This window comes from Streptomyces sp. NPDC001530 (genome assembly GCF_042894545.1).
In the GTDB taxonomy this organism is placed as follows: Bacteria; Actinomycetota; Actinomycetes; order Streptomycetales; family Streptomycetaceae; genus Streptomyces.
Window position 1 is genome coordinate 55,423 of record NZ_JBIAVS010000016.1, and the last position, 13,645, is coordinate 69,067.

Below are 13,645 nucleotides of genomic sequence, written 5' to 3' on the forward strand. Positions count from 1 at the left end.
GGGTCGAGGTCGGGCGCATAGGAGGGCAGACCCTTCGGGCCGCCATCCGTCGGCGCCCTCCGCCGGCGCTGCACCGAGCGGACGGTGACCCGCAGGTCACGGGCGACGACGGTCGCATCGTCGCCTCGCGCGAACCGCTCGGCCGCCACCATCCGCCGTTGCTCCCGAAACGCCCGGACGCCCGAATCGCCAACTGTCAGCCTCCACGACATCGCGCTTTGAAAAGTCAGTACTCCGCCGGAATCGGCACCTCTCGGCCCCGTAAAAGCAACTGCGAGGAAATCGCGGAGAATTCAGCCGTTCTCGTCCCGGCCGTGCTGGATCGTCTGCCATTGAGGCCGCACGGGTGATCCTCGTTTGCGACACGGAGCAACGCGCGATCATTCAATCGCGGAGAGTGAAGAATGGCTCTGTCCGTAGCCGTAGGCGACGCGACACGCTAGCGGATAAAGCGCACCGAGTGCGCGCGCTTGCGATGTGGTCACTCCAAGTTCGTGAGAAAGGTTCTCTGGTGAGCCGTAGAACGATCCGAAGTTCCCGCGTGAAGACCGCCACTCTGGTGTCGGCGAGCGCGCTTGCTGTAGCGCTCAACGTCGTCCCGTGCACGACGGCCATCGCCGACGCGATCCACCGGTCCGGCGCCGACGCCAGCGTGGGGCTTCCCGGCCCGAACGGCGTCAAGAGTGCCGGTGGTGGTGGTGACCGTGGGCCGCAGGGGCCGCGCGGCAAGGAGGGCAAGGAGGGCAAGCGGGGCCCCCAGGGTCCGCAGGGTCCTCGCGGCCCGCGGGGCTTCCAGGGCCCGCAGGGTGCCCAGGGTGCTCGCGGCCCGCAGGGCGCGCAGGGTGCACAGGGCGCGCAGGGTGCTCAGGGCGCGCAGGGTGCTCAGGGCGCGCAGGGTGCTCAGGGCGTAGGCGTGCAGGGACCGCAGGGTGCTCAGGGCGCGCAGGGTGCGCAGGGCGCGCAGGGTGCGCAGGGCGCGCAGGGTGCGCAGGGCGCGCAGGGTGCCCAGGGTGCATCGGGCGTGGGCTCGATTTCCACCTACGTTCGTACCGGCCCCGTGGTTGCCGGGCTGGGCGGCGGGACCCAGGTCTCGTCGGAAGCCTTCTGCCTCGACAGCAACGATGTCGTCACCGGCGGCGGATACCTTGAGGGGCCCCCCAACGTCGTCTCCATGACGATTAGGAACATCCCGCTCAAGAGCAGCCCGAACGACGGATGGCAGGCCGCCGGCGCCTTCCCGACCACTGGCACCATCCAGGCCTACGTGGTCTGCAGCCCGGTTCCGTAAATCCCATGTAAGCGGCGGTGCCGTACAGGCCGTCCGCTTTACCTGGGAATGAACGACGGTGCCCCGAGGCTTCGGTCTCGCGGGCACCGTCCGCATTCCGCCCGCGCCCGCGGAATCGAGGAATGCGCCGGCTCGTCATCGACAACACCGGCGTGAATCGGTCCTGCCTGCCAGGGAGATGCCGCAGCCCTGAGTAGCGTAGTGGTGCAGATACTGGGTGACCAGGCACCCCCGGTGCTGAACGCCGGGCAGCAAGAAAACTCGGAGAAATATGCGCATCCTTGTGACCGGCGGCGCTGGATTCATCGGTTCGGAATACGTCCGTCGGCGGCTTGACTCGGATCCGACAGCGCGGATCACCGTCCTCGACAAACTCACCTATTCGGGGGTCGAGGCCAATCTGGCACCGGTGGCGGAACATCCGGGCTACACCTTCGTCCGGGGCGACATCTGTGACCCGGACGTGGTCGACCAGGTGATGGCGGGCCAGGACGCGGTGGTGCATTTCGCCGCCGAGTCGCACGTGGACCGGTCGATCGACGGGGCCGGCCCCTTCGTCCGCACCAATGTGATGGGCACGCAGGTGCTCCTGGACGCGGCCCACCGGCACGGCGTCGGCCGCTTCGTCCACGTGTCCACCGACGAGGTGTACGGCTCGATCAGCGAAGGCTCGTGGACCGAGGGATGGCCGCTGGCGCCGAACTCCCCGTACTCCGCCTCGAAGGCAGGCTCCGACCTGCTCGCGCTCGCCTACCACCGCACCCACGGTCTGGACGTCGTGGTCACCCGGTGCTCCAACAACTACGGCCCGTACCAGTTCCCCGAGAAGGCCATCCCGCTCTTCATCACCAACCTGATCGACGGGAAGACGGTCCCCCTGTACGGAGACGGCCGCAACATCCGCGACTGGGTGCACGTCTTTGACCACTGCCAGGGCATCGACCTGGTCCTGCACGGCGGCAGGGCGGGCGAGATCTATCACATCGGCGGCGGCACCGAGTTGAGCAACCACAAGCTCACCGGCCTGCTGCTGGACGCGGTCGGCGCGGGCTGGGACCGGGTCGAGTACGTGGCCGACCGCAAGGGCCACGACCTGCGCTACTCGCTGGACGACAGCAAGATCCGCGAGCACCTCGGCTACGCCCCGCAGGTGTCCTTCACGGAGGGCCTGGCCGCCACGGTCGCCTGGTACGGCGAACACCGCTCCTGGTGGGAGCCGCTGAAGGGGAGGGCCGAGCTGCGATGACCACGACCTGGCTGGTGACCGGTGCACGTGGGCTCCTCGGCCAGGACGTGCTGGCCGAGCTGGCCGCCGATCCGAACGCCGCGGTGACGGGGCTGAGCCGTGACCAGCTCGACATCACCGACCCGACGGCCGTGCGCGCGGCCGTCACCGGGCACCGGGTGGTCGTCAACTGTGCCGCCTGGACGGACGTCGACGGCGCCGAGCGGGCGGAGGCTGCGGCCACCGCCGTGAACGGCACCGGCGTCCGCCACCTCGCACGCGCCTGCGCGGACAGCGGCGCCCTTCTGCTGCACATCTCCACCGACTACGTGTTCCCGGGCGACGCCCGTCGGCCGTACCCCGAAGACGCACCGACGGGACCCGTCAACGCGTACGGACGGAGCAAACTGGCAGGGGAGCGTGCCGTCGCCGAACTGCTGCCGAGCGCCGGCTACATCGTGCGCACCGCCTGGCTCTACGGCGCGCACGGCCCCAACTTCGTGGCCACCATGCTCGAACTGGCCGCCCGGCGCGAGACCCTGGATGTGGTGGACGATCAGCACGGCCAGCCCACCTGGTCCCGTGCGCTCGCCCGGCAGCTGGCGGCCCTCGGCCGTGCCGCCCTGGCCGGTCGGGCACCGGCGGGCATCTATCACGGCACGGCGGCCGCCCACACCACGTGGTGCGGCCTGGCGCGTGAGACCTTCCGTCTCAGCGGTCTCGATCCTGAGCGCATCCGCCCGGTCGACTCGGCCAAGTTCCCGCGTCCAGCCGCCCGCCCGGCGTTCGGCGTACTCGGTCATGGCAACTGGCTGCGGGCCGGCCTCGCGTCACTGCCGCGCTGGGACGACCAGCTGACCGCGGCCTTGAAGGCGCCCGCCTTCGCCGCTCTGGCCGCCGCGGCGCGCACGAGCGGCGGACGCCTGCTGACCTGAGGAAGCCAAGGTCACGACCGGGACGAGAGAGGCCCGGAAAGCACGAGCCACCCGGCGAACGCGGGAAGCGCCCGGCGGAACGTGACAGTTCCGCCGGGCGCCTTCTGCGTACAGGTCCTACACCAGCAGCGGTCCGCCGCACCGCGCGGCGCCCTCCTTCATCGCGATGAGGTTGGCGACCACGTACGAGATGTCGTTCTGGGAGTGCCACTCGGTCGGGAAGTAGGTGACCAGCCGCGATGACTGGAACTTGGCCTCGATCGTGGGCACGAAGGCGCGGTACCGGTCGTCTGTGTAGTACCAGAAGGAGTTCTCGTTGTAGTGGGCGACGTGCGTCGGGTTCTGGTGCGCGCCGCGGCCGTCGGAGCTGGGCGTCAGGACGAGGAGCATGCCGCCGGGCGCCAGCAGCCGGTACAGCTCGTTGATCAGCGGCACCTTCGCGGGCACGTGCTCGAAGAATTCCACCGCCCGTACCAGGCCGACCGAGTCGTCGGGCAGGTCCAGCTGCCCGGGCAGGGTCGCGACGATGTCGACGCCCTCTTCCGGGTGCTGGTCCACGCCCACGTAGCCGGGCGGCTTCCGGCGGGCCGCGCCGAGGTCCAGCGCGAGCAGTCCGCGCCGCTGGGTCCAGGCGAGGGCGTTGGCCTCGATGTACTTGTCGTAGAGGGCGACGGTCTCGCGCTGGATGTGCCCGTTGATCTCCGGGTCGCTCTGGGTGTTCGCGGAGTGCACCCGCTGGAGGTACAGGCAGCGGTTGATGTGGTGGAAGTCGCCGACGTGGAAGAGACGGCACATCAGGTCCTGGTCGTCCAGGACGGTACGCGAGGCGTCGTACCCGCCGGCCTTCTCGTAGCTCTCCTTGCGGAACGCGCGCACATGGTTGGGCGCGTACCAGATGTAGGAGACGTTGTGCGGCGTCGGCGCCAGGGAGATGACTTGCAGCAGCTTGCGGCCGTCGACGTTCACCTCCTCGTACTGCCAGCCGCACGTCTCGTCGAAACGGCTCTCGTCCCGCTTCCCGTCCTCGGTGATCTGCGCGGTGTTGCTGTAGACGAAGACGGCCTCGGGATGTGCGTCGAACGCCTTGCCGAGCTCCGCCAGGCAGGCCTTGGCCAGGAGATCGTCGTGGTCGAGTTCCACGAGGATCTCGCCGCGCGCCAGTTCGCAAGCCCTGCGCTTGGCCGCGCCGACGCCGCGGAGCTCGTCCGCGATCTCCACACGGACCCTCTCGTCGGGGCGCTCCGGCCGCCACCGGGCGCCGTTGTTGAGCAGGACGATCCACTCCCAGTCCGAACAGGTCTGCGCCTGCAAGGTCGCCAGGCACTCATCGAGAAAACGGGGCTGGTGGCTGGGGGTGAAGACAGAGAACCTCGGAGTCGCGGTCGACGTCATCTGGTGCTCCCTGCTTGGCTCGATGTCGGGGAGGGGCTGACGGAATCCCGGAACTGCTCCGGTACGTTGGCAAGCAGCGAGGGATTGACCGCGACAACGCGACGGAACTGCTCCTCGGCCTCGTCGTCACGGTCCCTTTCCGCCAGGATCTGTCCGAGTTCCAGACGGGCGGCTGTGTCCGCCTTCGGGTTGACGGCAATGGCACGCTGCAGGACTTCGATGGCCCGGTCGGGCTCGCTGCGCCTCAGCAGAATCGCCTCGTTGTAGAGAGCCGACGTGAATTTCGGATCGATCTTCAGTGCCTTGTCGTAGGCCGCTCGGGCATCGGCCGTCCTGCCCGCCTGCTGTGCGATAACCCCCAGGTTGTACCAGGCGAAGGTGTTGCGTGGGTCCAGTTCCAGCACCTTGTTGTAGGTATGGGCCGCCCCATTGGGGTCTTGCTGCTCCTGCTGCCGAATGCCGGTCTGCAAAAGCTCATTGGCCTGCTGGGCCTTCCGGGCCACTGACGCGGGCTTGGACTCCGAGGGTGCGGCTGACGGAGACTGAAACGCCCAGACGGTCACCCCGGTGGCAACCGCCGCGGTTCCGGCGAGCCCTGCCCACAATGTCGTACGTTTCACTTGGTCACATCTCGTGGAATAGTGAGGGACGGATGGATGCGGCTGATCTCAGGTGGCCGATAGCGAAAGACCGTGGCGTTGCCAGCGGTACCGGAATCCGAACCACCGTCATCTCCGCCGACGTTACGAGGCCGTCCTGATGAGCTGCTGTGCGGCAGGCGCTTGGGATTTGCAGACCACCCGAATGCACCCTTCATCCTCTGATAGGCCATCATCGCGGCGCTCACGCCGATGAGGGCGGCTGCCTTGACGTCATGCGACGTCGGCGGCGAGCGGCCCGGCGCGCTGAACGAGCGGACGTGTGGCGTGTGTTGCTGTGGCGCCTGGACCGCGCCCCGCGCGGGCCGATGCCTCGCGGCGGACGCCCACCGCGTACCGAACCGCGTCGAACGTAGTCCCGGTGTCCATTTCCGGCATCACCTGTGCCCCGACCGGGAATTCGCGGCACACTCGGGGACATCCTGCAACGAACCCCGGAACGAACCCCGAAATGAGGTGAGCGGGGTGCGCACACCTGTCAGTGACCCCATGAAGATCGGCCCGTACCGCATCGTGGGGCGGCTGGGCTCCGGCGGGATGGGGTGGGTGTATCTCGGCCGTTCGCCCGCCGGGCGCGAGGTCGCGGTGAAGGTGGTGCGGCCCGAACTCGCGGCGGAGGGCGAGTTCCGGGAGCGCTTCGCCCGCGAGGTCGCGGCCGCGCGGGTGGTGAGCGGCGCGTACACCGCGGCCGTGATCGACGCCGACACCGAGGCCGAACTGCCCTGGCTGGCCACGATGTACGTGCCCGGCCCTTCGCTCGCCGAGGCCGTCCGCACGGACGGCCCGCTGCCCGAACCGCAGGTCCGGCGGCTCGGCGCGGGCCTGGTCGAGGCGCTCCAGGCCATCCACGCCGCCCACGTGGTGCACCGGGACCTGAAGCCGGGGAACGTGCTCCTCGCCTCCGACGGGCCCCGTGTCATCGACTTCGGGATTTCCCGCGTCGACGGAGCGCCCGGCCTCACCCAGGTCGGCGTCGTCGTCGGCACCCCGCCCTTCATGTCGCCCGAGCAGATCAAGGGAGCGCCGGTCGGCCCGCCCAGCGACGTCTTCTCCCTCGGCGGGGTACTGGTGTACGCGCTGACCGGGCGCCCGCCGCACGGCAGCGGAGAGGCGGTGCGCTACCGGGTCGTCCTCGCCGAGCCCGAACTCGACGGCGTACCCGCGTCCATGCGGGAGCTGATCGCGCACTGTCTGGCCAAGCGGCCCGAGGACCGGCCCCCATTGGGCGAACTCCTCGCCGAATTGCTGGAGCAGACGCCGAAGTCGACGTCCTGGCCGCCGCCCACCGTGGCCCACAGCATCAAGGTGCGCACCCATGAGCTGGCCAGCCGCCGCAAGGAGGGGACTAGCGTGTCCGTGCCCTCCTGTCTGCTGCTGCACGCCCAGGCGCTGCTGGACGCCGGACTGACCGACGCGATGGTCGCCGAGGCGGTGGGCCGTGGCGACGCCTGACTCCCTTCCCGGCAGGGGCCACGAGATCCTCGAAATCGGCACGCACTGGCGGCAGTTGGTGCAGAGCTGGGTGGCCCGGCGGAATTACCACACCGTGACCGACGCCGTTTCCGTGTCCATGCAATTCGATCTCAAGGAAACGGGACGGATGGTCACGGTGAGATTCATGACCACCAAACGGCTTCTTGTCGCTTTTGCCACCGACGGTCATTATCTGCGCCAGGATCAACTGGCCGTCGCCGCGGCGGCGTCGAACGCATGGAATACCGAACAGTTGAACCCCATGTTGTCCGTGTGGGACGTACGAGGGCCGCGGCCCTGTCTCGCCGGGGTCTGCGATCTCCCGCTGACCTGCCGGATGACGCAAGCGGATTTCGATGCTTTGGCCAGTGATTGGGTGGAACGGGCGCGACAGATGTTCACCCGCTGCCATCAGGTTTTCAAGTTGTAGAAGTGAAAGCCGTCGTGTGCCCCAAACCCCTTCCGGGCGCACGCCGGTTGCCCTCACTATGGGCGAGTGCCTTTCAAGGCCACGGGGGTGTGCCTTTCAGGCCACGGGGGGTTGTCCATGCGGCGTTCGCTTTACTTCACCGTGCTTTTCGGAGTGCTGGCCGTGCTGGTTCCCGCGGGGGCGGCGTCGGCCGGCGAGGTGTGCGGCAAGGACTTCAAGGAGCGCCTCCAGTGCTGGTCCCAGTGGATCGGCCAGGGGACCGTCCGGGTCACTCTGGACGACGCGGTGCTGTTCGACGGCAGTGCGAAGGAGCGCAAGGACGTCGAGCAGACGCTGTGGCGCGAACGCGCCAAGCTCGTGGTCGAGGTACCGAAGGGCGGGCACACCGGAGCGGGCGGAACCGCGCTCCTCCTGCTGGCGAAACCCGGCGCCCGTCTCGTCGATCCGGACGCCACAGTCGACCAGTTGACGCCCGAGGCCGTGAGCGAACTGGCGAGCCTCCCGGTCTGCGACCCCAAGAACTCCAAGAACCCCAGGGACCTGTGTGCCCAGCTCGCCAAGGGCCCGCTGAACGGCCACGACCTGATCGCCCAGCACCAGGCGACCGACCTCTCCAAGCAGCACGCGTACGCCATCGCCGACGGCGTGGTACCCGAATCCAAGGGCCCCTCCGCCCCACATTCCACGTCACCTCCGCCAGACGACGACGGCAAAAACGGCTCGGGCTGGGACACCACCACAAAGATCCTCGCCGTCCTGTGCGCCCTGCTCGTCCTCCTGCTCGCCGTCCTGCTGTTCCTGATCCGCAGGTCCTCCCAGGCGGTGGGCACCCTGTCCCGCCGCGCCCTCGTCGCACCGGGCGTCGGTGCCGTACCGGTCGCCGCCACCGCGCACACCCGTACGCCCGACGAGACCACCACCCGCCTGAGGGTCACGCCGACGCCCAAGTACGGACGGCGGGTCGGGAACGTGCCGGGCCCCGCCAGGTCCGCCGTCGTCCGCACCGAACTGCACCCACAGGGCTATGTCGAGCTGGACCGTGTGCTGTACCGGGCGGTGTGGGCCGAGCCCGGGCGGCCGCCGCCCGCCCCCGGCGGACTCGTCGACGTCACCGACGCGCGGGAGCGGGACTCCGACGTCCTGTACGCGTTCCCGCCGACCACCGGACGGCACGCCAAGGGCCCCGGTCACAGATAGCCATCGCACTGCGCAGCGACACCAGGAGAAGCCATGCACAGCGAATACCCGCCCACGCTGCCGGCGGAGTACGCCGACATCGAGTTCGAGAACAACGCGCAGCGGCTGCCGCTGGTGCTCTGTCTCGACACGTCGAGTTCGATGGCGGGACAGCCCATCCAGACGCTCAACAACGCGCTCATGGAGTGGACCCGGGAACTGCACGACGACGTCAGTCTCAGCTACAGCGTCGAGGTCGCCGTGGTCACCTTCGGCGGCCAGGGCGTCGCCGCCTGGCGCGGACCCCAACTCCTCGCGCCGCGCGCCCCGGTGAGCCCCTTCGTGCCCGCGCACACGTTCCGGCCGCCGCAGCTCACCGCCGCCGGGGTGACCCTCATGACGGAGGCGCTGGAGCTGTCGATGCACATCGTCGCGGCCCGCAAGGCCGAGCTGCGCGCCTCCGGACTCCAGTACTACCGGCCGCAGATCTGCCTGGTCACCGACGGTCTGCCGACCGACGGCACGGGCCATCTCACCGACTCCTGGCACCGGTTGATCCCCGTCCTCGCCGACGAGCAGCGCGCCCGCCGCTTCCGGCTGTACGCGATCGGGGTCGGCGGCATCACCGACATGGGCGAACAGGTGCTCCAGGCCTTCGCACCGAAGTTCAACGCCCGGCTGCAGGGATTCCCGTTCCGCGAGCTGCTCCAGATGATGTCCGCGAGCGCGAACGCCGAGCAGAAGGGCGCCGGCGACGAGGTCTTCGAGAAGATCTTCAGCCAGTTCAAGACGCAACGCCCGGCCTGGGAATCCTGAACGATGACCGCGTACGAATCCGGTCTCACGGCCGGATACGGGTCCTGGCTCACGACCGGATGGGAATCCTGACCGATGACCGGAGTCGACGAGCGTGAGTCGCCGTGGCGGATCCACGGCATGAGCGTCGAGGGCTACCGCCACCGCCGCCAGGGACTGCCCTGCCAGGACGCCTGCGCCTACACGGTGTCGGCGTCCATGGCGGTCCTCGCGGTCGCGGACGGCGCGGGCAGCAGGCCGCGCTCCGAGGAGGGCTCGCGGCTCGCGGTGGAGCTGGCCGCGGAGCACTTCGCGCGGCGGGCCGCCGGGGCGGCGGAGTGCCAGCCCGGCGAGGCCGTGCACGAGCTGCTCGAAGACGCCTTCCACGACGTCAGCAAGATGTTCCTGGAGAGGACCGGGGCCGACGCCGCGGACTTCGCGACCACGCTCACCGTCGTGGTGCTCGCCCCGGGCTGGCTGGGCCATCTCACCGTGGGCGACGGCTTCGTCGTCCTGCGCGCCGGTACGGAGGACGGGGAGCGCCAGTTCCATCTGCTGCCGCAGGCCAGGGCGGCGAGCGAGTACAGCAACGAGACGGTCTTCCTCACCTCGCCGGACGCGGCCCGCTGGGTGCACACCGACTGTGTGTCCGACGACGGGGTCGACGGGGTGCTGCTGTCCACCGACGGGCTCGCGCAGGCCGCGCTCAACCGCTCCGGGGGCGGCGCGCTGTCCCCGAACACCTCCTTCGTCGACGCCGTGTTCCGCTCCCTCGACGCTCCCGGACCCGTGACCGACAGCGCCCACGAGGGCCTCGCGACGCTGCTCAGGTCGGACCGCCTCACCGCCCTGAACGCCGACGACAAGACGTTGCTGCGGGCCGTCCTCAAGGCGCGGCCATGAGCGGCCTCACGGTGTTCCTGGACGGGAAGCCCGTCACCCTGGCGGAGCTTCCGCTGAAGGGCGGCGGCCAGGCGGCCGTCTTCCCGGTCGTCGGCGACGACGGCATCGTCGTCAAGCTCTACCGCGAACCGCCGGGCGTCGAACAGGAGCGGCGGCTTATGCGGATGCTGACCATGTCGCCGCTCGCCGCCCGCCCCACCGACGTCTCCCAGCCGCCGGAACTGGCCTGGCCCACCGCCCTCGCCCGCGGCCCGCAGGGCGAGTTCCTCGGCTACGCCATGCGCCGCTTCGGCGAACCCCAACACGTCCAGCTGATCGGCCTGTTCACCCGCGCCCAGCGTCTCAAGCTCTTCCCCGACCGGGCCGACTGGCGCTTCCTGCTCGGCGTCTCCTGGAACCTCGCCTTCATGACCGCCCGCATGCACTACGACAACCTCGTCATCGGCGACTTCTCCAGCAGCAACGTCGTCGTCGACGCCAACGGCTTCGTCACCTTCCTCGACTGCGACTCCATCGCCTTCAACGACCCGGTGACCGGGGAACTCTTCCCCTGCCTGATGCACACCACCGACTACTCGTCCCCCGAGCGCCAGGCCGGCGGCCCCGCCACCCGCGCCACCGACGACTTCGCCCTCGCCGTCCTCGTCTACCAGCTGCTGACCGCCGGCAACCACCCCTTCGGCGGCGTCCCACACGACAGCGCCTCCGAGTCGACCGTCAAGGACAACATCGCCGCCAGCTGCTCCTACGTCGTCCGCCCCGAGCTCGTCGTCATCCCGCGCGGCACCATCGACCCCTCCGTGCTGCCCCCCGAACTCCTCACCCTGGCCCGGGCCGCCTTCGGCCCCGGCGTGCACGCCCCCGCCGCGCGCCCCCCGGCGGAGGCCTGGCTGCGCGCCCTCGACAAGGAGCGCTCCCTGGTACGGGTCTGCCAGAACCGCCCGCTGCACACGTACGGCTCCCATCTGACGTCCTGCCCGTGGTGCACGAGGGCGGCGGTCACTGGGCACGACGTGTTCAATGGGCCGGTCCCGGTGGCGGTGCCGGACGCGCCGCCGGAGCAGAAGACGGACGGGGCGTGGCCCAAGGCGCTGAAGGTCGCCCTGCTGATCGTGGTGGTGCTGATCCTGGTGCTCATCGCGATACCGAAGTGATGAGCCCTCGCTAGGAGCGCCCCCGGTCCTCCAGATAGCGCGTGTGCGACTCCTGCCGCCGCGCCTCGGTCTCCCGCAGCGCGGCCGCCAGTCGGTCCGACTCCTCGTACAACAGGGTGAGTTGACGTTCCAGGTGGCGCTCCGGCGGTTCGGTGCCGGGGGTCAGCCGGGTCCACCACCTCGTGCGGACGAAGGTGTCGACGGCCTCGGGGATGTCCTGCCGTACGGCACGGGACAGGGTGTGCACGCCCTCCGGGTCCTGGGCGAGCACCTCGGCGACCCAGCCGGGGTCCAGCAGGGCGGCGAGGAGCTCGGTCAGCTCGGTGAGGCGGCCGGCCGCGGCGGGCGGCAGTTCGACACCGCCCAGGTACTCCTGCAGCTTGCCGAAGTCCCCGCGCAGCTCGTCGAGTTGGGCCGAGGGGTCCGGGAAGTCCGGGACGGGCGGACGCTCCGGCGGGGCGATCAGGGCGCCCGCGCCGTACAGGCCCGCGACGACGACGGGCCAGTACGCGCCCGCGAGGCCCGTGAAGGTCAGCGCGAGGCCCGCGATCCCGCAGGCGCTGCCGGTGAGGTTCTTGCGGGACTCCAGGTAGTTCAGGAACCCATGGTGCTTCTTATTGGTAGCCACGGATCTCCTCGAAGGCGCCGTCGAGCGAGCCCTTGCGGGCGTCGAAGAGACGACCGCCGGTCAGGTCGGCGATGTGCTGGAGCTCGCCGCGGTCGGAGTCGCCGAACAGGATCGGGAAGACGGGTATCTCCCGCTGCCCGCCCGGCAGTCCGGCATAGAAGTCGTCGAAGTGGTCGGGGCTCTCGCCCGTCGTGTTCTCGCCGTCCGTCATCAGCACGATCGACGTGAACGTGTCGTCGTCGGCGCCCAGATGCTCGTACGCCTTCTCCAGCGACGTATAGATCGCGGTGTCGCCCTCGGCGCTGAGCGCGCGGGTGTCCTCGCGGATGCCGTCGAGTCCGGCCTTCGGGTCCTCGGGCCGCACCACATGCGTGTGGACGATCTTGACCCTCGAGCCGAACGGCATCAGCGTCACCTCCTCGCGGTCGCGGAAGTCGCCCGTCAGATCGGTGAGCGCCTTCTTCAGCCGGGAGAGCCGGTCGCCGCTCATCGAGCCGGAGGTGTCCAGGACGTAGACGGTCCTGGACGGCCTGCGGAGCTTGTTCTCGTAGGAGTCGAGGAGCCGGTCGGCGACGGATCGGCTGCCGGGGAAGGGGAGTTCGCGCCGCCGGCTCGTGTCGAGCCCGGGCGCCGGGGGCACGGAGGCGACGACCGGGCGGCGATGCGTCTGCCGCGTGATCTGCCGCTGGACGGCCGGGGTGCGCAGGGCTTCGGTGAGACGGCGGACGGTCTCGCGGGTGTCCTTGCCGGACGCGGCGAGGGAGGTGAGGGGGTAGTCGGCGGTCACCACTCCGTCGCGCGGCCGGATGACCGTCAGGCCCTTCACACCTTTGAGGACCGACTCGTAGTTGAGCAGCGCGTCCACGGTGCCGCGACGCTCGTACGCCGTCGCCAGCCAGCCCGAGGAACCCGACGTCAGCTTCTGCCCCTTGAAGAACTCCCGCAGCTTCGGCGTCGCCTTGTCCACGTCCGTGTCGGTGAGCGCGGACTGGGCGCCGGAGAGGCCGGATGCCACCGAAATCAGCGTGGAGAAGCCGGAGTTGGAGCGGGCCGGATCGGTCATGCCGTACGTCAGCTTCCCGTCCGACACCGCCTTCTCCACCTGGGACCAGGTGACGTCCTCCGGCTTCCAGCCCAGCGCGCTCACGGTCGCCGGCTTCACCCCGATGGCCACCGGGCTCGACATGACCGGCGTCTGAGAGACGACCTTCTTCGCCGCGTCCGGGCGCAGCCGCAGGTAGTCGTTGGACGACAGCCACAGTGCGTCGTACGCGCCGTCCGCCTTGCCCTGCGCGAGCAGGTCGACGGCGGCGAGGGTGCCCATGTAGGTGGGCTTCACCGCGATGCCGGTGTCTTTGTGGATCTGTTCCAACACCGGCTTCATGTCGCTGAGTTCGCTGGAGGCGAGGATGCGGAGGGTGCCGGGTTCCGCCCTCTCAGCCGGGGCGGGGTCTTCTGTTGCTGACGTGCAGCCGGCCGTCACCAATGCGAGTGCGAGGGCGGCTGCCGCGCCGTGGGTCGCGTGTGCCCACCCTCCCCCAAGTTCTCGGCTTCGCTCGAACAGGGGGGACCCCCATCGCCCTGCGG

Annotated in this window: 13 protein-coding genes and 1 pseudogene; 9 read left to right on the forward strand and 5 right to left on the reverse strand. The window is 69.7% G+C overall.

The genetic code is table 11. The features are described from left to right. Positions 1-38 precede the first annotated feature (38 nt). Positions 39-212: pseudogene (locus ACFY0T_RS30970) on the reverse strand (hypothetical protein); the annotation flags it as partial. 329 nt (positions 213-541) lie between these two features. Here ACFY0T_RS30970 and ACFY0T_RS30975 point away from each other — a divergent pair. The 3 genes from ACFY0T_RS30975 to rfbD all read left to right on the forward strand — a co-directional run bounded on the left by ACFY0T_RS30975 (position 542) and on the right by rfbD (position 3,448). Next, entirely contained in the window at positions 542-1,288 is a 747-nt protein-coding gene (locus ACFY0T_RS30975; protein ID WP_388877706.1) for a hypothetical protein, read from the forward strand. 271 nt (positions 1,289-1,559) lie between these two features. Further along, positions 1,560-2,534: a dTDP-glucose 4,6-dehydratase gene (rfbB, locus tag ACFY0T_RS30980; RefSeq protein WP_388877707.1), complete on the forward strand. Its 975-nt coding sequence runs from the start codon at positions 1,560-1,562 to the stop codon at positions 2,532-2,534. Then, positions 2,531-3,448, forward strand: a complete 918-nt coding sequence (gene rfbD / locus ACFY0T_RS30985) for a dTDP-4-dehydrorhamnose reductase (RefSeq protein ID WP_388877710.1) — start codon at positions 2,531-2,533, stop codon at positions 3,446-3,448. The genes rfbB and rfbD overlap by 4 nt, the downstream gene beginning before the upstream one ends. 117 nt (positions 3,449-3,565) lie before the next feature. Here rfbD and ACFY0T_RS30990 read toward each other — a convergent pair whose 3' ends face one another. Together ACFY0T_RS30990 and ACFY0T_RS30995 are read right to left on the reverse strand one after the other, a co-directional pair. Further along, complete coding sequence (locus tag ACFY0T_RS30990; protein WP_388877712.1) at positions 3,566-4,840, reverse strand: glycosyltransferase; 1,275 nt, start codon at positions 4,838-4,840, stop codon at positions 3,566-3,568. Continuing rightward, on the reverse strand, positions 4,837-5,460 hold the full coding sequence (locus tag ACFY0T_RS30995; RefSeq protein WP_388877715.1) for a tetratricopeptide repeat protein: 624 nt from the start codon (positions 5,458-5,460) through the stop codon (positions 4,837-4,839). The genes ACFY0T_RS30990 and ACFY0T_RS30995 overlap by 4 nt, the downstream gene beginning before the upstream one ends. 504 nt (positions 5,461-5,964) lie before the next feature. Here ACFY0T_RS30995 and ACFY0T_RS31000 point away from each other — a divergent pair. From ACFY0T_RS31000 to ACFY0T_RS31025, 6 genes are all read left to right on the forward strand, one after another. After that, positions 5,965-6,951 (forward strand): serine/threonine-protein kinase, encoded by a 987-nt coding sequence (locus ACFY0T_RS31000; RefSeq protein ID WP_388877718.1) that lies wholly within the window; start codon positions 5,965-5,967, stop codon positions 6,949-6,951. Next, positions 6,938-7,402: a hypothetical protein gene (locus ACFY0T_RS31005; RefSeq protein WP_388877721.1), complete on the forward strand. Its 465-nt coding sequence runs from the start codon at positions 6,938-6,940 to the stop codon at positions 7,400-7,402. The genes ACFY0T_RS31000 and ACFY0T_RS31005 overlap by 14 nt, the downstream gene beginning before the upstream one ends. A gap of 117 nt (positions 7,403-7,519) precedes the next feature. After that, positions 7,520-8,599: a hypothetical protein gene (locus tag ACFY0T_RS31010; RefSeq protein WP_388877724.1), complete on the forward strand. Its 1,080-nt coding sequence runs from the start codon at positions 7,520-7,522 to the stop codon at positions 8,597-8,599. A gap of 33 nt (positions 8,600-8,632) precedes the next feature. Further along, on the forward strand, positions 8,633-9,394 hold the full coding sequence (locus ACFY0T_RS31015) for a hypothetical protein (protein ID WP_099499585.1): 762 nt from the start codon (positions 8,633-8,635) through the stop codon (positions 9,392-9,394). A gap of 75 nt (positions 9,395-9,469) precedes the next feature. Next, positions 9,470-10,276 carry a PP2C family serine/threonine-protein phosphatase gene (locus tag ACFY0T_RS31020; RefSeq protein WP_388877727.1) on the forward strand — a complete coding sequence of 269 codons (807 nt, stop codon included), beginning with the start codon at positions 9,470-9,472 and terminating at the stop codon, positions 10,274-10,276. Continuing rightward, positions 10,273-11,430, forward strand: coding sequence for a hypothetical protein (locus ACFY0T_RS31025; RefSeq protein ID WP_388877730.1), 1,158 nt, complete (start codon positions 10,273-10,275; stop codon positions 11,428-11,430). The genes ACFY0T_RS31020 and ACFY0T_RS31025 overlap by 4 nt, the downstream gene beginning before the upstream one ends. A 10-nt stretch (positions 11,431-11,440) precedes the next feature. Here the strand turns inward: ACFY0T_RS31025 and ACFY0T_RS31030 are convergent, their stop codons facing one another. After that, positions 11,441-12,028, reverse strand: a complete 588-nt coding sequence (locus ACFY0T_RS31030) for a hypothetical protein (protein WP_388878218.1) — start codon at positions 12,026-12,028, stop codon at positions 11,441-11,443. Between the two features lie 16 nt (positions 12,029-12,044). After that, positions 12,045-13,544 carry a substrate-binding domain-containing protein gene (locus tag ACFY0T_RS31035; protein WP_388877733.1) on the reverse strand — a complete coding sequence of 500 codons (1,500 nt, stop codon included), beginning with the start codon at positions 13,542-13,544 and terminating at the stop codon, positions 12,045-12,047. Positions 13,545-13,645 lie beyond the last annotated feature (101 nt).

Coding starts and splice junctions, on each gene's coding strand:
- rfbB (WP_388877707.1), top strand. CDS start 1,560: ATGCGCATCCTTGTGACCGGCGGCGCTGGATTCATCGGTTCGGAATAC.
- ACFY0T_RS31020 (WP_388877727.1), top strand. CDS start 9,470: ATGACCGGAGTCGACGAGCGTGAGTCGCCGTGGCGGATCCACGGCATG.
- ACFY0T_RS31015 (WP_099499585.1), top strand. CDS start 8,633: ATGCACAGCGAATACCCGCCCACGCTGCCGGCGGAGTACGCCGACATC.
- ACFY0T_RS30990 (WP_388877712.1), bottom strand. CDS start 4,840: ATGACGTCGACCGCGACTCCGAGGTTCTCTGTCTTCACCCCCAGCCAC.
- rfbD (WP_388877710.1), top strand. CDS start 2,531: ATGACCACGACCTGGCTGGTGACCGGTGCACGTGGGCTCCTCGGCCAG.
- ACFY0T_RS31010 (WP_388877724.1), top strand. CDS start 7,520: ATGCGGCGTTCGCTTTACTTCACCGTGCTTTTCGGAGTGCTGGCCGTG.
- ACFY0T_RS31025 (WP_388877730.1), top strand. CDS start 10,273: ATGAGCGGCCTCACGGTGTTCCTGGACGGGAAGCCCGTCACCCTGGCG.